Origin of the sequence: Lichenibacterium minor (assembly GCF_004137685.1) — a bacterium.
Classification (GTDB): Bacteria; Pseudomonadota; Alphaproteobacteria; order Rhizobiales; family Beijerinckiaceae; genus Lichenihabitans; species Lichenihabitans minor.
In genome coordinates this window covers 1-19,702 of sequence record NZ_QYBB01000015.1, presented here as the reverse complement: position 1 = coordinate 19,702, position 19,702 = coordinate 1, and the positions used below count along the sequence as shown (strand labels likewise).

The 19,702-nt window shown below is 71.7% G+C and carries 17 protein-coding genes and 1 pseudogene; 2 read left to right on the top strand and 16 right to left on the bottom strand.

All coding sequences use genetic code 11. From position 1 onward, the window contains the following. Positions 1-97: 97 nt before the first annotated feature. The 6 genes from D3273_RS14125 to kdpF are packed head-to-tail and all read right to left on the bottom strand — an operon-like array spanning position 98 to position 8,081. Complete coding sequence (locus tag D3273_RS14125; RefSeq protein WP_129227535.1) at positions 98-796, bottom strand: response regulator; 699 nt, start codon at positions 794-796, stop codon at positions 98-100. Continuing rightward, on the bottom strand, positions 793-3,528 hold the full coding sequence (locus tag D3273_RS14120; RefSeq protein WP_129227534.1) for a sensor histidine kinase: 2,736 nt from the start codon (positions 3,526-3,528) through the stop codon (positions 793-795). Before D3273_RS14120 ends, D3273_RS14125 begins: the two co-directional genes overlap by 4 nt. Positions 3,529-3,534: 6 nt before the next feature. After that, a complete protein-coding gene (gene kdpC, locus D3273_RS14115; protein WP_129227533.1) occupies positions 3,535-4,164 on the bottom strand; it encodes a potassium-transporting ATPase subunit KdpC in 630 nt (209 codons plus the stop codon). 5 nt (positions 4,165-4,169) lie between these two features. Further along, entirely contained in the window at positions 4,170-6,224 is a 2,055-nt protein-coding gene (kdpB, locus tag D3273_RS14110; RefSeq protein WP_129227532.1) for a potassium-transporting ATPase subunit KdpB, read from the bottom strand. 10 nt (positions 6,225-6,234) lie between these two features. Continuing rightward, positions 6,235-7,944, bottom strand: coding sequence for a potassium-transporting ATPase subunit KdpA (kdpA, locus tag D3273_RS14105; protein WP_129227531.1), 1,710 nt, complete (start codon positions 7,942-7,944; stop codon positions 6,235-6,237). Positions 7,945-7,982: 38 nt separating this feature from the next. Continuing rightward, positions 7,983-8,081, bottom strand: coding sequence for a K(+)-transporting ATPase subunit F (gene kdpF, locus D3273_RS28255; protein ID WP_165359493.1), 99 nt, complete (start codon positions 8,079-8,081; stop codon positions 7,983-7,985). Positions 8,082-8,964: 883 nt separating this feature from the next. Here kdpF and D3273_RS14095 point away from each other — a divergent pair. Both D3273_RS14095 and D3273_RS14090 read left to right on the top strand, forming a co-directional pair. Beyond that, positions 8,965-10,725: an ATP-binding protein gene (locus D3273_RS14095; RefSeq protein ID WP_129227529.1), complete on the top strand. Its 1,761-nt coding sequence runs from the start codon at positions 8,965-8,967 to the stop codon at positions 10,723-10,725. Positions 10,726-10,781: 56 nt separating this feature from the next. Continuing rightward, positions 10,782-12,233 (top strand): putative bifunctional diguanylate cyclase/phosphodiesterase, encoded by a 1,452-nt coding sequence (locus D3273_RS14090; protein ID WP_245501161.1) that lies wholly within the window; start codon positions 10,782-10,784, stop codon positions 12,231-12,233. 457 nt (positions 12,234-12,690) lie between these two features. Here the strand turns inward: D3273_RS14090 and D3273_RS14085 are convergent, their stop codons facing one another. The 10 genes and pseudogenes from D3273_RS14085 to D3273_RS14040 all read right to left on the bottom strand — a co-directional run. After that, a complete protein-coding gene (locus D3273_RS14085; protein WP_129227527.1) occupies positions 12,691-13,113 on the bottom strand; it encodes a hypothetical protein in 423 nt (140 codons plus the stop codon). 14 nt (positions 13,114-13,127) lie between these two features. After that, complete coding sequence (locus D3273_RS14080; RefSeq protein WP_129227526.1) at positions 13,128-13,661, bottom strand: chemotaxis protein CheD; 534 nt, start codon at positions 13,659-13,661, stop codon at positions 13,128-13,130. Next, complete coding sequence (locus tag D3273_RS14075) at positions 13,658-14,047, bottom strand: response regulator transcription factor (protein ID WP_129227525.1); 390 nt, start codon at positions 14,045-14,047, stop codon at positions 13,658-13,660. Before D3273_RS14075 ends, D3273_RS14080 begins: the two co-directional genes overlap by 4 nt. A 5-nt stretch (positions 14,048-14,052) precedes the next feature. Then, a complete protein-coding gene (locus D3273_RS14070; RefSeq protein ID WP_129227524.1) occupies positions 14,053-15,108 on the bottom strand; it encodes a protein-glutamate methylesterase/protein-glutamine glutaminase in 1,056 nt (351 codons plus the stop codon). Then, positions 15,105-16,016 (bottom strand): CheR family methyltransferase, encoded by a 912-nt coding sequence (locus D3273_RS14065; protein WP_129227523.1) that lies wholly within the window; start codon positions 16,014-16,016, stop codon positions 15,105-15,107. Before D3273_RS14065 ends, D3273_RS14070 begins: the two co-directional genes overlap by 4 nt. After that, entirely contained in the window at positions 16,013-16,480 is a 468-nt protein-coding gene (locus D3273_RS14060; protein ID WP_129227522.1) for a chemotaxis protein CheW, read from the bottom strand. The genes D3273_RS14065 and D3273_RS14060 overlap by 4 nt, the downstream gene beginning before the upstream one ends. A gap of 8 nt (positions 16,481-16,488) precedes the next feature. Beyond that, positions 16,489-18,681 carry a chemotaxis protein CheA gene (locus D3273_RS14055; protein WP_129227521.1) on the bottom strand — a complete coding sequence of 731 codons (2,193 nt, stop codon included), beginning with the start codon at positions 18,679-18,681 and terminating at the stop codon, positions 16,489-16,491. Between the two features lie 34 nt (positions 18,682-18,715). Then, on the bottom strand, positions 18,716-19,081 hold the full coding sequence (locus D3273_RS14050) for a response regulator (protein WP_129227520.1): 366 nt from the start codon (positions 19,079-19,081) through the stop codon (positions 18,716-18,718). Beyond that, a complete protein-coding gene (locus tag D3273_RS14045) occupies positions 19,078-19,353 on the bottom strand; it encodes an STAS domain-containing protein (RefSeq protein WP_129227519.1) in 276 nt (91 codons plus the stop codon). Before D3273_RS14045 ends, D3273_RS14050 begins: the two co-directional genes overlap by 4 nt. 83 nt (positions 19,354-19,436) lie before the next feature. Beyond that, positions 19,437-19,702: pseudogene (locus D3273_RS14040) on the bottom strand (methyl-accepting chemotaxis protein); the annotation flags it as partial.

Sequence of the window (19,702 nt, the reverse complement as noted above, 5' to 3'; positions counted from 1 at the left end):
TCGCGATATGGGTGGCGTACTTCCGCGGCTCGCGCCCCAGCGGTCCATCGACGGAACCGCTGGCCTCGCAGACTGTCTCGTGGGGGACGCGCCCCGTTCAAACCTCGGGCGCTTCGAGCCGGTAGCCGACTCCGGATTCCGTGAGAAGCAGTTTCGGCACGGCGGGTTCGGTCTCGATCTTGCGGCGCAGGCGGCGAACGAAGACCCGGAGGTATTGTGCGTCTTCCGCGTGAGCGGGCCCCCAGACGACGTTGAGGATCTGCTGGTGCGTGACGACGCGCCCCGCATGGCGCGCCAAGACGTGGAGCAGGTCGTATTCCTTCGGGGTCAGCTTCACGACCTCGCCGCGCAGCGTCACGCGGTGTGCCAAGGTGTCGACCACGAGATCTCCAGCGGAGAAGACCGCGGTCGTCCCGCTCGCCGCCACGGCGTGACGCAGCGCCGCGCGGATCCGTGCCATCAGCTCGGCCACCCCGAAGGGCTTGTCGACGTAGTCGTGGGCGCCGGCGTCGAGCGCCGCCACCTTGGCGCCTTCGGCGTGGCGGGCCGACAGGATCACCACCGGGACCTGCGATCTCGCCCTCAGCGCGCGCAGCACCTCGAGCCCGTCCATGTCGGGGAGTCCGAGGTCGAGCAGCACGAGGTCGGGTTCGGCCCGGGCCGCCATGGCGAGGGCATCCCGGCCCGTCGTCGCCGCCTCGACGCGGTAGCCCTCCGCCTGCAGGGTCGGGCGCAGGAACCGGTGGATCTGCGGCTCGTCGTCGACGACGAGGACGTAATGCGAGCCGGCCGTCACCCTTCCGCCCCCGCGAGCAGGCGGGGGTGCCCCGGCTCCGTCTCCGACACCGGCAGGCGCACCACGAACCGGGTGCCGCGCCCCTCGGCGGCCGGGCTTTCGGCGCGGATCGTGCCGCCCAAAGCCTCCACCACGCCCTTGGCGATGGCGAGGCCGAGCCCGGTGCCGGCCGGGCGTCCGTCCCCCTCGCCGAGGCGGGTGAACTTGCCGAACACCCGGTCGAGGTCCGCCGGGGGGATGCCGCAGCCGCGATCCTCCACCGTCACGGCGACCGATGGCCCGTCCGCGCGCAGCGCGAGCCGCGTCGGCGTGCCGGGCGCGCTGTACTTGTCGGCATTGTCGAGCAGGTTGAAGACCACCTGCTCGAACAGCCCGGCGTCGCCCCGCACGAGCGGCAGGTCGTCCGGGATCGACAGGTCGAGCGTCCGTGCCGGGAAGGCGCGCCGGGCGCGGGCGGCGGCGGCGGCCGCCACCTCCTCGACGTCCATCCAGCCGCGCCGGAGGTCGAGCATGCCCGCTTCGACGCGGGTCATGTCGAGCAGGTTGGCCACGAAGCGCGCCAGCTTGCGCGTTTCCTCCTCGACGGCGGCGAGCAGGTCGGCGCGGTCGCCGGCCGGCATCCGGTCGCCGTAGCCGCGCAGGCTCGTCACGGCGCCGAGGATGGAGGACAGCGGGGTGCGCAGGTCGTGCGACAGCGACGACAGCAGCGTCGCCTGCAGCCGCTCGCGCTCGGCCAGCGCTTCGCCGGCGCGCGCCTGGGCCACGAGGGCCGCGCGTTCGAGCGAGATGCCGGCCTGGTCGAGCAGCGCCGCGAAGGCACGGGCGTCGTCCGACGGGATCTCGCGCGCCCGGTCGGCCGGCTCGAAGCCGAGCACGCCCATCGTGCCCCGCGCCGTGCGGATGGGCAGGAAGCGCAGCCGGGCATCGGGCAGCGTGGCGGTGCGCCAGCCCGCCGCCTCGCCGCGGTCGTAGGCCCAGCGGGCGGCCGCGGCATCGCCGGGCTGCAGGGCGTCCTCGGGCGGGAAGGCGGCCCTCACCTGGAGGTCGCGGCGCGCTTCCGCCGTCCCGCTCCCGGGGAGCAGGATCACCACCTGGCCCCGGACGGCCTCGGCGGCCTGGCGGGCCACGACCCAGAGCACGTCGTCGAGCTGCGTGGCGCCGCTGAGCTTGCGGCTGAGGTCGTAGAGGGCCTGGATGGTGAGGATCCGCTTCTTGGCGGCCTCGGCGTTCTCGCGCACCCGGCCGGCGAGGCCGCCCGTCGTCACGGCGACGAGCAGGAACACGGCGAGGCTCAGCACTTCGCGGGGCTCGGCCACCGTGAAGGAATAGACCGGCGGGATGAAGAAGAAGTTGTAGCTCAGGAAAGCCAGCATCGCCGCCGCGACGGCGGGCCAGACCCCCAGGGTCACGGCCGTCACCAGCACGGCCGCCAGGAACAGCATGGGCACTTCCGGCAGCGCCATGAAGCGCGTCGTCAGGAGGCCGCACGCGACCGCGCAGCCCACCGCCGCGACCGCGCCGAGGACGCCGCGCGTCAGCGCGGCGGCGTCCGTGGCGTCGCGGCGACCCGCCGTCGCGGCGGGTTTCGGCGGCCCCTCGCCCACCACGACGTGCACGGCGATGTCGGACGCGCGGCGCAGCAGGGCGTCGGTCAGGCCGGCGGCGCCCCAGGGGCCAGGCCAGCGCGCGGGTTTGGAGCGGCCGATGACGATCTGGGTGATGTTGTTGCGCCGGGCATAGCCGGTGATCTCCTCGACGAGGTCGCGCCCGGCGAGGCGCCGGGTGTCGGCGCCGAGCCGCTCGGCGAGTTCCAGCACGTCGTCGATGCGCCGCAGCGCCTGCGCGTCGGCGACCTCGCGGCCGATGCGCTCCAGCGTCACGGCCGTCCAGGGCGCGTTGAGGCCGGACGCGATGCGCGCCGCGGCCCGCACCACGGCCTCCGAGGACGGGTCGGCGCCGACGCAGACCATCAGCCGCTCCGCGCTCGGCCAAGCGCCCTGGATGGCGTTGGCGCGCAGGTGGTCGATCATCTGGTCGTCGACGCGGTCCGCGGTGCGCCGCAGCGCCAGCTCGCGCAGCGCCGTGAGGTTGCCCGGCTTGAAGAAGCCCTGCGCGGCGCGGCGCGCGGTCTCGGGCAGGTAGATGCGGCCCTCGGCGAGCCGCGCGATCAGCTCGGCCGGGGTGATGTCGACCACCACCACCTCCTCGGCCCGCTCGATGACGGTGTCGGGGATGGTTTCGCGCACCGTCGCGCCCGTGATGCGCGACACGACGTCGGACAGCCCTTCGACGTGCTGGATGTTGACGGCGGTCCACACGTCGATGCCGGCGGCGAGCAGCTCCTCGACGTCCTGGTAGCGCTTGGGGTGGCGCGAATCCGGCGCGTTGGTGTGGGCGAGCTCGTCCACCACGAGCAGCGCCGGGCGGCGTGCGAGGGCGGCATCGATGTCGAACTCGTCGAGTACCGTGCCCCGATACAGCGTTTGGCGCCGCGGCAGCACCTCCAGGCCAGCGATCAGCGCCTCGGTTTCGGCGCGGCCGTGGGTTTCGACCACGCCCACCGCGACATCGACCTGCGCCCGCCTGAGCCGCGCCGCGCCGGCCAGCATGGCGTAGGTCTTGCCGACGCCGGGCGCCGCGCCGAGGAAAACCTTCAGCCGGCCGCGCTCGGACGAGCGGGCGGCGGCCAGCAGGGCGTCGGGATCGGGGCGGAGGTCGGCCGTGGGGTGCATCGCGCCCTATCGACCAGGTTTCTGCGGCGGCGTCGTGGCCCCGCCGGCGGCGTCGAGCGCGAGGTTGAGGCCGAGCACGTTCACCCGCGCTTCGCCGAAGATCCCGAGGCCCGGCCCCTGTGTGCCGTCGCGCACCAGCGCCACCACCCTGTCGAGCGGCAGGCCGCGGGCCGCCGCCACCCGCGCCGCCTGCGCGGCCGCGTCGGCGGGGGTGATGTCCGGGTCGAGGCCCGAGGCCGATGTGGTGACGGCGTCGGCCGGCACGGGATGGTCCGGCCCGCCGCCGAGCGCCGCCACGGCGGCCTTCACCCGGTCGACGAGCTTCTGCGAGGTCGGGCCGAGGTTCGAGCCGCCCGAGTTGGCGGCATTGTAGGGGGCGTCGACGGTCCTGGTGCCGTCGGCGGGGTCGACAGCCTGGGTGGCGGAGGGGCGGCCGTGGAAGTCGCGGTCGGCGGTGAAGCTTTGCCCGACCAGGGTCGAGCCCACGAACCCGTCGCCGCGGGCGATCAGGCTGCCGTTGGCCTGCCGGGGCATCAGCGCCTGCGCGATGCCGGTGATGGCGAACGGATAGGCGAGGCCGGTGAGGGCTGAGAAGAGCACGACCGAGGCTACGGCCGGGCGGAGGTGGGACGGCATGGCGGTCACGCGAGATGGAGGGCGGAAAGGGCGAGGTCGATGAGCTTGATGCCGATGAAGGGCGCGACGAGGCCGCCGACGCCGTAGATCAGCAGGTTGCGGCGCAGCAGGGCGGCGGCGCCCACGGGGCGGTAGGCCACGCCGCGCAGGGCGAGGGGGATCAGCGCCACGATGATCAGCGCGTTGAACACCACCGCCGACAGGATGGCGGATTGCGGCGAGGCGAGCCGCATCACGTTGAGGGCGGCGAGCTGCGGGAAGCTCGCCACGAACAGGGCCGGGATGATGGCGAAATACTTGGCCACGTCGTTGGCAATCGAGAAGGTGGTCAGCGAGCCGCGCGTCATCAGGAGCTGCTTGCCGATGCCCACCACCTCGATGAGCTTGGTGGGGTCCGAGTCGAGGTCGACCATGTTGCCGGCTTCGCGGGCCGCCTGGGTCCCGGTCTGCATGGCCACGCCGACGTCGGCCTGGGCGAGCGCCGGGGCGTCGTTGGTTCCGTCGCCGCACATGGCGATGAGCCGCCCGCCGGCCTGCTCGCGGCGGATATAGGCGAGCTTGTCCTCGGGCTTCGCCTGGGCGAGGAAATCGTCGACGCCGGCCTCGACCGCGATGGCGGCGGCGGTGACGGGGTTGTCGCCCGTCACCATCACGGTGCGGATGCCCATGGCGCGCAGCTCGGCGAAGCGGGCGCGGATGTCGGGCTTCACCGTGTCCTTCAGGTGCACGACGCCGAGCAGGCGCCGACCGTCCGACACCGCCAGCGGCGTGCCGCCCGTGCGGGCGATGCGGTCCACGGCGGCGCGGAAGTCCGCCGGGGCCGAGGCCGGGGCGATGCCGACGCGCTCCAGCACCGACTCGACGGCGCCCTTGCGCAGTTCGCGCCCCCCGACGTCGAGGCCCGAGATGCGGGTCTGGGCCGTGAAGGGCACGATGGTGGCGGCCGCGATGTCGGCCTCGGCCAGGCCGTATCGGCTCCTGCACAGGGCCACGATGGCGCGGCCCTCGGGCGTCTCGTCCGACAGGCTCGCCAGCAGCACGGCCTCGGCGAGGTCCTGCTCCGGCACGCCGCCCACCGCGATGAACTCGGACGGCATGCGGTTGCCGAAGGTGATGGTGCCGGTCTTGTCCAGCAGCAGCGTGTCGACGTCGCCGGCGGCCTCGACGGCGCGGCCCGAGGTGGCCACCACGTTGAAGCGGATCAGCCGGTCCATGCCGGCGATGCCGATCGCCGACAGCAGGCCGCCGATCGTGGTCGGGATGAGGCACACCAGCAGCGCCACCAGCACGGTGACCGACAGCGCCGTGCCCGAATAGGATGCGAGCGGCCACAGCGACACGCAGACGACGAGGAAGATGATCGTCAGGCCGGACAGCAGGATGGAGAGGGCCAGCTCGTTCGGCGTCTTCTGCCGCTCGGCGCCCTCGACGAGCGCGATCATGCGGTCGAGGAAGGAGGCGCCCGGGGCCGCCGTGATGCGCACGACGATGCGGTCGGACAGCACCATCGTGCCGCCCGTGACGGCCGAGCGGTCGCCGCCGGACTCGCGGATGACCGGGGCCGACTCGCCCGTCACGGCGGATTCGTTGACGGACGCGATGCCGCGCACCACCTCGCCGTCCGACGGGATGAGGTCGCCGGGCTCGCAGAGCACGAGGTCGCCTTCCCTCAGCGACAGCGCTTCCACGGCCTCGGTGGCGGTGGCGTCGAGGGTGGCGAGCCGCCGCGCCACCGTGTCGGAGCGGGTGCGCCGCATGGAATCGGCCTGCGCCTTGCCGCGGCCTTCCGCGACCGCCTCGGCGAAGTTGGCGAACAGCACCGTGAACCAGAGCCAGAAGGCGATCTGGCCGGAAAACAGCGCCTGGCCGCCGGACGTCGCGAGGTCGCGGATCCACAGGACCGTGACGCCGAGGGACACGACCTCGGTGACGAAGATCACCGGGTTCCTGGCGAGGGTGCGGGGGTTCAGCTTGGTGACGGCGTCGAGCGCGGCGCGGCCGAGGATCGCGGGGTCGAACAGCTTCTGCGCCGAACGGGCGGAGGGGGAGCGGGGGGCCATGGTGCGGGTCTCAATAGGTCTGGCCGGCGATCATCGAGAAGTGCTCGACGACGGGGCCCAGGGCCAGGGCGGGGAAATATTGCAGCAGGTAGAGGATCGCGATCACGCCGAGCAGCAGGCCGACGAAGAGCGGGCCGTCGGTCGGGAAGGTGCCGGCGGAAGCGGGAGCCTTCTTCTTGGCGGCGAGCGAGCCGGCCAGCGCCAGCACGGGCACCAGGTAGGCGAAGCGGCCGAGCATCATGGCGATGCCGAGGGACGTGTTGAACCAGGGCGTGTTGCCGTTGAGCCCCGCGAAGGCCGAGCCGTTGTTGGCCGTGGTCGACGCATAAGCGTAGAGCACTTCCGACAAGCCGTGCGGGCCGGCGTTGTTGAGGCTGTCGAGGCCGGTCTTCAGCAGCAGCGAGGCGGCCGTGAAGCCGAGCACGAGCGGCGGGTAGATCAGCACCGCCAGCATGGCGAGCTTCATCTCGCGCGCCTCGATCCGCTTGCCGAGGTATTCCGGCGTGCGCCCCACCATCAGCCCGGCCACGAAGACCGCGACGACGGCCAGCACCAGGATACCGTAGAGGCCCGAGCCGACGCCGCCGGGGGTGATGCAGCCGAGCAGCATGTTGAACAGCGGCACCAGGCCGCCGAGCGGCGTCAGCGAATCGTGCATCGTGGCGACCGCGCCCGTGGACGTGCCGGTGGTGGCGGCGGTGAAGAGCGCCGACAGGGCCTGCCCGAAGCGGACCTCCTTGCCTTCCATGTTGCCCCCGGCGGCGCCGACGCCGAGCGCGTGGACGATGGGGTCGCCGAAGCATTCCGCGCCGTAGACGACCGCGGTGCCGAGCAGGAGCACGACGCCCATGGCGGCGAGCAGGGCGCGCCCTTCCGCGGGCCGGCCGATGGCGCGGCCGAAGGCGAACACCGTCGCCACCGGGATGACCAGGAGGGCCCAGATCTGGAGCATCAGCGTCCACACGCTCGGGTCCTCGAACGGATGGGCGGAATTGGCGTTGAAGAAGCCTCCGCCGTTGGTGCCGAGCTCCTTGATGGCCTCCTGGCTCGCCACCGGGCCGATCGCGAGGGCCTGCTTGGCGCCTTCGAGCGTCGCCGCGTCGACGGATCCCGCCAGCGTCTGCGGCACGCCGAGCGCCACCATCACCAGCGCGGTGACGACCGCCATCGGCAGCAGCAGGTAGAGCGTGCCGCGGGTGAGGTCGGCCCAGAAGTTGCCGAGCGTCGCCGCTTCCGAGCGCGCGAAGGCGCGGACCACCGCGAAGGCCACCGCCAGGCCGGTGGCGGCCGACACGAAATTGTGCGTCGTCAGGCCGAGCATCTGCACGAGGTTGCCCATCGTGGTCTCGCCCGAATAGTTCTGCCAGTTCGTGTTGGTGACGAAGCTCAGCGACGTGTTGAAGGCGAGGTCGGGCGCGACGCCGTCGAACCCCTGCGGGTTCAGCGGCAGCACGGCCTGCAGCCGCTGCAGCGCGTAGAGGGAGAAGAAGCCCGCGGCCGAGAAGGCCAGCATGGCGAGCGTGTAGCCGCGCCAGCCCTGCTCGCGGCGTGGGTCGACGCCCATGGCGGCGTAGAAGGCGCGCTCCACGGGGGCGAGCACCGGCGACAGGAGGGTGCGCTCGCCCGCCATGACGCGGGCGATGTAGCCGCCGAGCGGCGCGGCGGCGGCCAGGACGGCGAAGAGGACGATGGCGATCTGTAGCCAACCCACGATGGTCATTGGTGATGTCCCGCCGGCCTCGGAGGCCGGCGTCCCTTTCAGAAGCGTTCGGGGCGGATGAGGGTGACGAGCAGGTAGAGGCCCAGGCAGGCCGCGACCGCGAGTCCGATCAGGGGTTCGCTCACGGCGTGGCTCACAGGCGGTCGCAGGCCGCCGCGTAGGCGGCAGCCAAGGCGAACAGGGCCGCGCCGGTGGCCAGGAAAGCGAGGTCGAGCATGGGAAAGCCTCTCGCGGCGGAAGCCGCCGGGAGTGCTGTGATGGGCCTGATCGGCGTGAACGATCGAGACGCGGTCGGACGGCGACGCGTAAACGGCGCGTGAACGCCGTCGGGCCCGTGCGTTCCCCCGCTCGCGGTTGGCCGTGTCTCTCAGGCCCCGTCGACGATCGCACGGCCGCGGCGAACGAGCCCCTGCTCCACGAAACGAGGGTCGGTGTTCTGCGCACGGACATCCGCCGTCGCGCCGGTCCCCCCCAAGCAACAGCCGTTCCGCTTCCCCACCCACTCGGGGCGGTCGAGGGCGGTCGCGCCACGCCCCGAAGCGGTGGTCCCGTCGACGCGATGCACCGTCACACGGCCGTCGTCGGCCCCTCGCCTCGAGTGCTCCCGTCGGCGCACCGGCCCTCGGCCTTGTGGCTGCGCGTCCCCTTCGGGGTCTGGCACGGCCCGCGGCCTGAGCGGGGATGACCGTCGCGACCGGCGTCCCGGGCTCCTGTGATGGCCTGCAACGATGCCTGCGAGTCGGGTGGCGACCCGGCCCGGCCGTTGCAGCCCGATCCCGCATCGGGTCGCGACGACGAGCCCCGCACCGGGGCCGCGTCGGCTCGACGGGCGCCGACGATCCTTCCCCGCGAGGCAGAGCGCCCCGAGAAACACCGGAGTGTCGGAGGTCCCGCTGCGAGGTCCGGGGAGTTAAGGCCGGGTTAGCCTTCACGGGCCTTAACGAGAGGCGATAGCACTTTCTTCTCACTCCGGTGCTCAAGTGGCGGACAGAACTTCGTCGGACCGGGTGGCCTTCTGAGATGAACGACGACCAAACGCATCAAGTCTCGGTGGACGCGGCGAATGCCGCCCCTTTCGGCCGCGTCATCGGCGTGACGGGTTCGCGGGCCAGCATAGGTGTGATGTCGGCGAAGCACCGGGTGGCGCAGCATTCGTCGACGGTGGGCCGGTTCGTCGGCCTGCGGATCGGCCGCTCGTTCATCGTCGCCATGGTGACGGAAGCGACGGCGGACCTCCCCGTCGGGGCGCGCGATCGGGGCTTCGAAGCGTCCATCCTGGTCGACCTGATGGGCGAGATCCGGCAGGGACGGAACGGGGTGCGCCGCTTCAAGCGGGGCGTGTCGGAATATCCCGCCATCGGCGACGAGGCCATCCCGCTGTCCTCGTCCGACCTCCGGCTGATCTACGCGACGGAGGATGCCGCGTTGGCGACGGTGGGCCTGCTCCACCAGGACGACGCATTGCCGGCCTGCATCGACGTGGAAGGCCTGGTGAACAAGCACTTCGCCCTCCTGGGCACGACGGGGGTAGGCAAGTCGAGCGGCATGGCGGTGATCCTCGACGAGGTCATGACGTCGCGCGATCAGCAGCGCATCTTCCTGATCGACGGCCACAATGAATATGGGCGCTGCTTCGGGAACCGGGCCAACGTCGTCACGTCGCGCAGCGTCAAGCTGCCCTTCTGGCTGTTCAACTTCGAAGAGCTGATGGACGTCGTCTACGGGGGGCGCCCGCCCGTCGCCGAGGAGATCGAGATCCTCGCCGAAGTCATCCCGATCGCCAAGGCGCTCTACTCGCAGTACAAGTCGGTCGACCGCACGGTCAGGCGCAAGGGGGACGTCAAATCCTCCGGCCACACGGTCGACACCCCGGTGCCCTATACGATCCAGGACCTCGTCGCCCAGATCGACGAAAGGATGGGCCGGCTCGAGAACCGCGGCGCCCGGATGCACTACCATCGGCTGATGGCGCGCATCGAGACGATCCGCAACAACCCGCATTACGCGTTCATGTTCGAGAACGCCAACGTGGGCGGCGACACGATGGGCGCCATTCTGGCCAACCTGTTCAGGCTCGACCCCAAGGGCAAGCCGATCACCGTCATGCAGATGGCGGGGCTGCCCGCCGAAACCATGGACGCCGTCGTGTGCGTGCTGTGCCGCCTCGCCTTCGATTTCGGCGTCTGGAGCGAGGGCGCGGTGCCGTTGCTGCTCGTGTGCGAGGAAGCGCATCGCTACGCCTCGTCCGACCTGACCGCCGGCTTCAATCCGACGCGACGCGCGCTGATCCGCATCGCCCGCGAGGGGCGCAAATACGGCGTCTCCCTCGGCCTCGTGACGCAGCGGCCCGCGGAACTCGATGCGACGATCATCGCCCAATGCGGCACGCTGTTCGCCATGCGGATGGCCAACGAGCGGGACCAGGCGCTGCTGCGGTCGGCGGTGTCGGACGCCGCGGCGAACCTCCTGTCCTTCGTTCCCACGCTGGCGACGGGGGAAGCGGTGGCGTTCGGGGAAGGCGTGTCGGTCCCGGTCCGCCTGACGTTCCGGCAGTTGCCCGAAGCGGGCCTGCCCCAGAACGAGGCGTCGCGGGCCCTCGGCGTCGCCCATCTCGACCCGACGAGCCCGGACTTCATCAAGGCCGTGGTCGAGCGGTGGCGCGGGGCGTCGATGAGCGGCAGGCCCCATCAGGACGAGGCCGAACCCGAGGAGGAGAACACCGACCTGCGCCTGTTGCGGAACCGGCTCGAGTCGACCCTGTTCCGGGCCCAGCCCACGTGAGCGCCGCGATGCCGCCGTCGATGGACGCTGCCCGACCGGAACAGGACATTCACCCCATGTTCGACGCCCCCGCGCCGGTGCCCGGCGCCCCGCGACACCACGATGGCGACCCGCGGCGGACGGGCGTCGATGTGCAGCCGCAGGTCGGCACCGATCCGGAACTGTTCCGCCGCGCCTACTACGATGACCTCACGGGGCTGCCGAACCGGTTCCACCTGCAGCACGCCGTCACCGAACTGATGCGCCGGGGCGGATGCGCCTTCACCCTGGCCTTCGTGGACCTCGACGGCTTCAAGCAGATCAACGACCATTACGGCCATGCCGTCGGCGACGAGATCCTCATCAGGGTCGCCGGGCGCCTCAACGGCTGCCTCCCGAGCGGCAGCTTCCTGGCCCGCATCGGAGGGGACGAGTTCGTCATCCTGCTCGACGGCGCGACCGACAGGATGGCGGACGTCGAGACCGCGCTGCGGCGGCTGAAGGAGCCCATGCTGGCGGACGGCCACGAGATCTTCACCTCGGCGTCGATCGGCATCAGCCTTTATCCCGGCCATGGTCAGGACTTCGAAACGCTGCGGCGCAATGCCGACCTCGCGATGTACCGCGTCAAGAGCGACAGGAAGGGGGCGATCGCCGTGTTCGACGGCGCGATGCGGAGCGCCGCCGCGGCGCGCACCGAGGCCGAGCAGCGCCTCCGCTCGGCGCTCCGCGACCGGCGTTTCCTGTGTGCCTACCAGCCCAAGGTGGACATCCACACGCACCGCACCGTCGGGGTGGAAGTCCTGCTGCGGTGGCGTGACGAGGCCGGCGTCATCCAGGGGCCGGGCGAGTTCATCGCCCTCGCGGTGGAACTCGGCATGATCGACGACATCACCCGCATGGTGCTGGACGAGACCGTCGCGGCGGTCGCGGACATCGATGCCGTGTTCGGCGAGGGCACCACGATCAGCCTCAACGTCGCCGCCAAGCAGGCCGGCGACATCGGCTTCATGACGGACTTCGTCGGCGACCTCGCGGACACCGGGCTCGCCGAAAGGTTCATGATCGAGTTCACCGAGGAGGCGTTCTTCGTCAAGAGCGCGCTCCAGGCGCACGTTCTGCCGATGCTGCGCCAGATCGGCGCCAAGGTGTCCATCGACGACTTCGGCGTGGGCTACTCGTCCCTGTCGGCCTTGGCCGACCTCACGGCCGACGAACTCAAGATCGATCGCTCGTTCATCTCGGACATTCACCGCCGGCCGCGCAGCCAGATCATCCTGAAGGCGATCGAGTCGCTCGGCCACGCTCTCGACATGACGGTCATCGCCGAAGGGCTCGAAAGCATCGAGGAGCTGACGTACTTGGCGGGTGCGACCAAGATCCGCCACGCTCAGGGCTATTACTTCTCGAAACCCGTCCCGCTCGAGGACTTCGCAGTCAGCCGGACGAGCTACAGCATCGGCCGGTCCAGCAGTCCGCTGCGGTCGACCTCCCCGATGCGCCTCGCCGGCGCGCGCGGACATCGGTGATCCAGGAGCCGTCGACCAAACCGGGCGGGCCGGCAAGGTTCGCCCTGGGGGCGATCCGTCGGAGACCGGGGGGCCGGGTCGGTCCGGCGTCGGAGGGGCGAGGGTGCCGAGCGGTGCCCGTCGGCCGCCGCCCCACGACCTCCGCCTGAAGCCGGCCAGCGCGCTTCCCGCCCAGCCCTGCCGTCCGGCAGACGATAGCCGGTGCCGACCCGCGATCGCCGTCCGTGCCGCGCGACAGCGGGCTCCAGAGCGGGCGGACACCGGCGGTCGGCTCGAACTCGGGACGGCCGCCATGGCGGTCCGGTTTCCGCCAAGCTGGAACTCGCGCCACGAGAAACGTTCGTGCGCGGCACCCCGTTGGTGACACCGGACCTGGCCTGCTTCACCGCGTCCGCGATGGCCGATCGCCCTGCCGATCGATCCCATGTCTGGGGGGTGGATCAGGCCGACCGGGTCGTCAGAACCAGTCCGCCTCGTCGGCGGCGATGGCGGGAGACGCGCCGCCCAGGCGGTCGGCGAGGCTCTTCAGGGTGAGCGAGGCGGCCACGCGGTCGATGTGGAGGGGTTCTTGGCCGATGCGGCGTTGGCCGACGGCGGCGAGGAAGTCCATCAGCCCCCTCAGCGACTGGGACACGAGATCGAGCTTCTGCGCTTCCAGCAGGAGGGCGGGGTCCTGCACGGCCGCGGCCGCCAGGGTCGGCCCGAGGCCGACCTGGAGGCCGTCGACCGCGAGCGCCAGGTCGCCGAGCGCGTCGCCGACCCGGCGGACCAGCAGCGCGGCGTCGGCGGCGGCGGCCGTCTGGGCCGGGTCGGCGGCGACGGTCGCCGGAGAACGGCGCCGTGCGGTCCGCGCCGGCGGGGCGAGCGGGTCGATGGTCATCAGCATACCGCTTCTCAGAAGAGCTCCAGCGCGCCCGAAGCGGGCGGCGGCGGCGCGGCGCGCTGCGGCGGCAGGGCTTCCGTCGCCGCCATGAAGCGGCGCCGCGCCCGCCCCGACACGGGCCAGAACTGGATGCGCCGGCCCCGGTCCCCGCCGAGGCAGGAGGACCCGAGGCCGATCCCTTCGCGCGCGAGGAACCGCACCGCGAAGCCCGCGTTCATGGCGCCGATGTCGGACAAGCCGTGCATGGTGCTGGCGCCCCCGAACAGCTTGGCCTCGAGCCGCGACCGGGACGCGCCGCGCGCCAGAAGCGCGTTGACCAGCAGTTCCATGGCGTGGACGCTGAAGCGCTCGGCGTGGCTGCGGTCCCCCTCGCCGCCGGGCAGCAGGAAGTGGTTCATGCCCCCCACCCGCGCCACGGGATCGTGCAGGCAGGCCGCCACGCAGGAGCCGAGCAGCGTGGACACGCATTCGGACGGGTCCTCGCTGACCCGCTGCTCGCCCTGGACGATGTTGAGGTTGAAGGAGCCGTCCTCGGCCCGCTTCACTGCAGCCCCCCGAAGACCGCTTCGATCTTCTTCTTCAGCTCGGGCACCGAGACGGGCTTCTTCAGGTAGTTGTTGACCTTGAGGCTCATGGCCAGCTTGAGGAACTCCGTGTCCTCAACGCCGGTCAGGAGGAAGAAGGCGCTCTTCTGGGTCGGCCCATGCGCCCGAACGGCGCGCAACAGCTCGACGCCGTTGAGCTTGGGCATGTGGTAATCGGAGATCACCAGGTGGACGGGGCTCTTCATCAACATCTGGAGCGCCTCCTCGCCGTCCTTGGCCATGGCGACGTTGGTGATGCCGATGTCCGACAGCGCAGAGCGGATCAACAGACGGCTGGTCTGCTGGTCGTCGGCGATCATCACTTTCAGAACTGAGGCGAGCGGCATCGGGGTCAGGTCCTGTGAGTCTTGTTCGTCATGGCCGTGATCTCGGCGCCGATCCTGCGGAGCGGCAGTTGCCGCTCCACCGCGCCCGTCTCGAAGGCCGCCTTGGGCATACCGTAAATCAGCGAACTCGCCGCGTCCTGTCCCAGTGTCGCCGCCCCGGCCCGCCTCATCGCCAGAAGCCCGTCGGCGCCGTCGCGCCCCATGCCGGTGAGGATCACGCCCAGGGCTTCGGCGCCCGCCACCTTGGCGACGGAGCCGAACAGCACGTCCACCGACGGGCGATGGCCGTTGACCGGCGGCGCTTCCCTGAGGCGGCAGCGCGGCGGATTGCCGCTGCCGCGCAGCGACGAGCCGCCCGTGATCTCCAGGTGCTGTCCCCCGCCCGGGGCGATGTAGACCCGCCCCGGCGACAGCGGGGCGCCGTCGGTCGCCTCCGCCACCGTGGCGGCACAAAGCTTGTCGAGCCGCTCGGCGAAGCTGCGGGTGAACAGCGCTGGCATGTGCTGCGTCACCACCACGGGGGCGCAGTTCGGCGGCAGCGCGGTCAGGACCGCCGTCAGCGCTTCCACGCCGCCCGTGGAGGCGCCGATGGCGACGATGCGCCCGTCCGGCGCGTAGGCGTCGGCCCCGCGCGCCGCGGGCGCGGCCGGCGCCGTGCGGCCCGGGCCCAGCCGCACCGTCGCCGCCATGCGGACCTTCTCGATGAGGTCGCCGAAGGGGCGGGCGTCCCCGAGGGCGGGCTTGGTCACGCAGTCGATCGCCCCGATCTCCAGCGCCCGCGTCGTCACCTCGCCGCCGCGCGAGGTCAGGCTCGACACCATGATGACGGGCATGGGCCGCAGCCGCATCAGCTTTTCGAGGAACTCGAGCCCGTTCATGTTGGGCATCTCGACGTCGAGCGTCACGACGTCGGGGCTCAGGTCCTTGATGGCCTGCCGGGCTTCGAGCGGGTCGGCCGCGTGGCCCACCACCTCGAGGTCGGGCGCCGTGCACAGCACCGCCGAGATGAGCTGACGCATGCTGGCCGAATCGTCGACGACGAGGACGCGGCTCTTCTTCATGCTGTCTTTCCCCCGTCGTGGCGGTAGGTGGTGATGCCGACGTTGGTGAAACGGCCCTGCGCGGGGCCCGACAGCCGTTCCGAATGGCCGATGCAGAGCGTACCGCCCGGCACGAGTTTTTCGGAGAAGCGGGCCCAAACCTTGGCCTGCGTGGCCTCGTCGAAGTAGATCACCACGTTGCGGCAGAAGACCACGTCGAACATCCCCGCCATCGGCCAGGTGCCGATGAGGTTGAGCTCGCGGAACGTGACGAGGCGGCGCATGTCGTCCGTGGCGGAAAACAGCGCGGCGTTGCCGCGCGCGCCGTCCTGCCGGAAAAAGCGCGTCAGCGCGGCCGGCGGGGTGCCTTCGAGCGCCGCGCGGTCGTAGACGCCGGCGCGCCCCTCCTCGACCACGTTGGGATCGATGTCGGTGGCGAGGATGCGGACGTCGCGGTCGGCCGCGTCGGGCATCAGCGACAGCACCGTCATCGCCATGGAATAGGGCTCGTGCCCCCGCGAACAGCCCGCCGACCAGATCCTGACGCGGCCGCCGCGCTTGGCGGCGGCGAGCAGGGGCGGCAGGACGGCGGTCTTGAGGTGCTCGAAGTGGTGCGGCTCCCGGAAGAACCGCGTCACGTTGGTGGTCAGCGCCGCCATCATCTGCTGGCGCTCGTCGGCGCCCGACGATTCGTCGAGGAAGGCGCAATAGTCGCGGAACGAGCCGATGCCGAGCAGCCGCAGCCGCTTCACGAGCCGCGAATACACCAGGGTCGATTTGGTTTCGGGCAGGAAGATGCCCGCATCGGCGTGCAGGATGGCGGCGATGCGGCGGAAGTCCTCCGCCCGGAACGCGAACTCCCCCTCGACGATGCTGTCCGGACGCGCGACTCCCGGCCGCGGGCGGGAGGAGGCCTGGACGACGGTCATGCGGCCTGCCGCTCGACAGAGGGCAGGACGTGGTCCAGCGTGATCAGGCTGATCATGCGGCCCTCGACCGCCAGCACGCCGGTGACGAAGCTGCGCGCCATGTCGGACGCGACGTCGGGCGTCGGCTGCACGGTGTCGGCCGTGACGGTGAGGATGCCCGTCACGGCGTCGACCAGGAGCCCGACGACCTGGCAGCCGACCTGGGCCACGATGATGACGGCCCGGGCGGACGGCTCGGTGGGGGGGAAGCCCAGCCGGGCCGCGAGGTCGACGATCGACAGCACGGCGCCGCGCAGGTTGATGACGCCGCGCACGAAGGGCGGCGAATGGGGCAGCGGGGTCGCGGGAGTCCAGCCGCGGATCTCGCGCACCGACATGATGTCGACGCAGAACTCCTGGGTGCCGATCAGGAAGGAGATCAGCTCGCGCGATCCCGCGCCTTCGGTCTTCTGGGCTTGGTTCATCGGGGAAGTCATCCTGCGAGGGCGAGGGTGAGGTCGGCGGTGCCGCGCGGCCCGGAAGCCGCCGCGGCGTCGACGTCGAGGATCAGGGCCACGCGGCCGTCGCCGAGGATCGTGGCGGCGGCGATGCCGGGAACGTGGCCGTAGTTGGATTCGAGGCTCTTGATGACGACCTGGCGCTGGCCCTGGATGGCGTCGACGAGGAGCGCCGAGCGCGCCCCGCCTTCGACCTCGACCAGCAGCGCCACGCCGGCGCGGGCGTCGTCGAGCGGCCCGCGGAAGCCCATCACCTCGCCGACGTCGACGAGCGGGATGAAGCCGTTGCGCACCCGGATGACCCGGGACGCGCCGCCGAAGCCGTGCACCTCGGTGGCCTTGGGCAGCAGGATCTCGACGATGGCGGTGAGCGGGATGACGAGCGTGTGGCCCGCCACCGTCACCACCATGCCGTCCAGCACCGCCAGGGTCAGCGGCAGGCTCATCGTGAAGGTGGAGCCCTTGCCGGGCACCGACGCGATGGAGATGCGGCCGCCGAGCGCCTGGATGGAGCGCTTCACCACGTCCATGCCCACGCCCCGGCCCGAAATGTCGGACACCACGGCGGCGGTCGAGAAGCCGGGCAGGAAGATGAGGTTGTCCGTCTCGTCGTCGGTCAGCTTGCTGTCGGCCGGGATGAGCCCCTTCTCGACCGCGATGGCGCGCACGCGCTCGCGGTTGATGCCCACGCCGTCGTCCGAGATCTCGATGACGATCCGGCCCGAACGGTGCAGCGCCGACAGGCGCACCTGCCCTTCCTCGGGCTTGCCGGCCGCGCGCCGCGCTTCGGGCTTCTCGAGCCCGTGGTCGATGGCGTTGCGGATCATGTGGGTGAGGGGGTCGGACAGCCGCTCGATCACGGTCTTGTCGACTTCGGTGTTCTCGCCCTCGGTGACGAGGCGCACGGTCTTTCCGACCTGGGCCGCCACCTCGCGGGCGAGGCGCGGCATGCGCTGGAACACCGACTTCACCGGCTGCGCCCGGATCGCCATGACGCTGTCCTGGATTTCGCGCGTCAGCTGCTCCAGTTCGTCGAGGCCCACCGCGACCTGCGACATGCGGGCGAGGCCCGCCTCGTTCACGCGCTCGGCCAGCATGGCCTGGTTGATCACGAGTTCGCCCACGAGGTCGATCAGGCGATCGACGCGCACGAGGTCGACGCGGATCGTCGGCGACGCCTGCACGCCGGGCTGAGCTGCGGCCTCGGCGGAAGGCGCGGCCTCGCGGGACGGGGTCGGCAGGGCCACCACGTTGGCGGCGGCGGGCTGCTGCACCTCGGGGGCGGGCTCCGGCTCGGGCAGGTCGAGGTCGGGCAGTTCCAGCACCGGGATGGCCTGGAACTCGAACTCCGGCTCGGCCGGGGGCGCCGCGTCGGCGACGGCCTCGATCGTCAGGCTGCTGTCCCACTCGACGAAGTCGAAGATGTCGCGCACCGCCGCCTCGTCGCGCTCCGTGTCGAGCGTCGCCGTCCAGGTGAGGTAGGCGCCTTCGGGGTCGATGTCGGCGAGGCCGGGCAGGCCCGACGCGTCGCAGGACACGTCGAGCGCGCCGAGCAACGCCAGCTCGCGCATCAGGATCGTGGTGTCGTTGCCCTTGGCGTAGAGCTCGGGCCGCGGCTGGAACACGATGCGGAAGCGGTTCGCCGCCGGGGCGGGCGCGAGGTCGACCGCGTCCCCGAGGTCGCCGAACTCCGACAGGTCGACGGCGAGCGGCACGAAGGCGAAGGCGTCCTCGGCCGGCGCGGCGGCGGCCTGGGCCGCCGCGGTGCTGCCCTTGGGGGCGGCGCCCGCGCAGGCGACCGTCAGATCCGCCGCCACCACGGCGGCGCTCGCGGCGTCGTGGGGGGCGTCGGCCCTCGCGGCGCGCACGAGGTCGGCCAGGATGTCGGCGGCGCGCAGCATCACCCGGATCAGCGCCGGGGCGGGGGCGAGGCGCCCGACCCGGACGAGGTCCATCGCGTTCTCGAACGTGTGGGCGAAGTGGACGAGGTCGGTGAGGTTGAACGCTCCGGCCCCGCCCTTCACGGAATGGACCGCGCGGAACACCGCGTTGATGGTCTCGGAATCGTGGTCGCCCGCCTCGATGGCGAGCAGGCCCGTCTCGAGCTCGACGAGCTGCTCCTCGCATTCCGCGAAGAAGGTCTGTTTGATTTCGGCCAGAGCGTCCACGATGGGGGTTCCTCGATGTCGGCGGTCTGGGCTGTCAGGCGGCGACGCGGCGGACGGCGTCCACGAGCTTCGCGGGGTCGAACGGCTTGACGATCCAGCCGGTCGCGCCGGCGGCGCGGGCGCGCTGCTTCTTTTCAGCGTCGCTTTCGGTCGACAGCACCAGGATCGGCACGGCGCGCAGGTCGCCGTGGGCGCGCACGCCCGCGATGAAGCCGTAGCCGTCGAGCCGGGGCATGTTGATGTCCGTGATGATCACGTCGGGCTTGGCGTCGCCCAACATGTCGAGGCCCTGCTGGCCGTCCTCGGCCTGGAGGACCGCATAGCCGGCGGAGGACAGGGTCACGCGCAGCATGTCCCTGATGGTTCGGCTGTCGTCGACCGTGAGAACCGTCTTGGTCATGTGGGAAAACCTTCGGAAAGCAGAGTTGAATGGAGGCCCAGCAGCCGCGCGCCCTGCTCGAAGGCGTCGGAAGCGGCCGGGAAGGTGAGGGCGACGCCGTCGGCGGCCCAGGTCAGGGCGGCGGCGGCGAGCACCTGGGCGCAGAGGCCGCCGAGGTGGACGACCGACGAGGCGTCGACCTGGAGGTCCGCGCCGCGGCGCTCCAGGAGAGCCGCGCGGAGCACGCCCGCCGCGCGGAGGTCCAGGGTCTCGTCAAGCCTGAAGGGGGTCATGGTCTGCACCGGTTCGGGTGTGAGGTCGGCCGGGGCGGGACTGGGACGAACCCGGCGGCGGTTGGTGCGGGGGGCGGCGGCCATCAGAACTCTTCCCAATCTGCGGCGGTGGCGGCCGGGGCGAGCGCGGCGCCGCCCCGGCCCGTGGTGCGGAGGGCCGGGACCGGGGTCGAGGCCGGGCGACGGGCCGGAACGGGTGCGGGTGCGGGTGCCGGGGCGTGGCGCGCCGCCGGGGCGGCGTCGCCCAGCCGGAACCCGTCGATCAGCCGGCTGAGCTCCGCCGTTTCCCGCGACAGGGCGTGGCTGGCGGCCGTGGACTCCTCCACCATGGCGGCGTTCTGCTGCGTCA

Excerpts from the sequence above, each read along its gene's own strand:
- D3273_RS14085 (WP_129227527.1), bottom strand. The coding sequence starts at position 13,113 with ATGACCATCGACCCGCTCGCCCCGCCGGCGCGGACCGCACGGCGCCGT.
- D3273_RS14070 (WP_129227524.1), bottom strand. The coding sequence starts at position 15,108 with ATGAAGAAGAGCCGCGTCCTCGTCGTCGACGATTCGGCCAGCATGCGT.
- D3273_RS14050 (WP_129227520.1), bottom strand. The coding sequence starts at position 19,081 with ATGACCAAGACGGTTCTCACGGTCGACGACAGCCGAACCATCAGGGAC.
- kdpC (WP_129227533.1), bottom strand. The coding sequence starts at position 4,164 with ATGCCGTCCCACCTCCGCCCGGCCGTAGCCTCGGTCGTGCTCTTCTCA.
- kdpB (WP_129227532.1), bottom strand. The coding sequence starts at position 6,224 with ATGGCCCCCCGCTCCCCCTCCGCCCGTTCGGCGCAGAAGCTGTTCGAC.
- D3273_RS14090 (WP_245501161.1), top strand. The coding sequence starts at position 10,782 with ATGTTCGACGCCCCCGCGCCGGTGCCCGGCGCCCCGCGACACCACGAT.
- D3273_RS14075 (WP_129227525.1), bottom strand. The coding sequence starts at position 14,047 with ATGCCGCTCGCCTCAGTTCTGAAAGTGATGATCGCCGACGACCAGCAG.
- D3273_RS14045 (WP_129227519.1), bottom strand. The coding sequence starts at position 19,353 with ATGACCCCCTTCAGGCTTGACGAGACCCTGGACCTCCGCGCGGCGGGC.
- kdpA (WP_129227531.1), bottom strand. The coding sequence starts at position 7,944 with ATGACCATCGTGGGTTGGCTACAGATCGCCATCGTCCTCTTCGCCGTC.
- D3273_RS14065 (WP_129227523.1), bottom strand. The coding sequence starts at position 16,016 with ATGACCGTCGTCCAGGCCTCCTCCCGCCCGCGGCCGGGAGTCGCGCGT.
- D3273_RS14120 (WP_129227534.1), bottom strand. The coding sequence starts at position 3,528 with ATGCACCCCACGGCCGACCTCCGCCCCGATCCCGACGCCCTGCTGGCC.
- D3273_RS14095 (WP_129227529.1), top strand. The coding sequence starts at position 8,965 with ATGAACGACGACCAAACGCATCAAGTCTCGGTGGACGCGGCGAATGCC.
- D3273_RS14060 (WP_129227522.1), bottom strand. The coding sequence starts at position 16,480 with ATGAACCAAGCCCAGAAGACCGAAGGCGCGGGATCGCGCGAGCTGATC.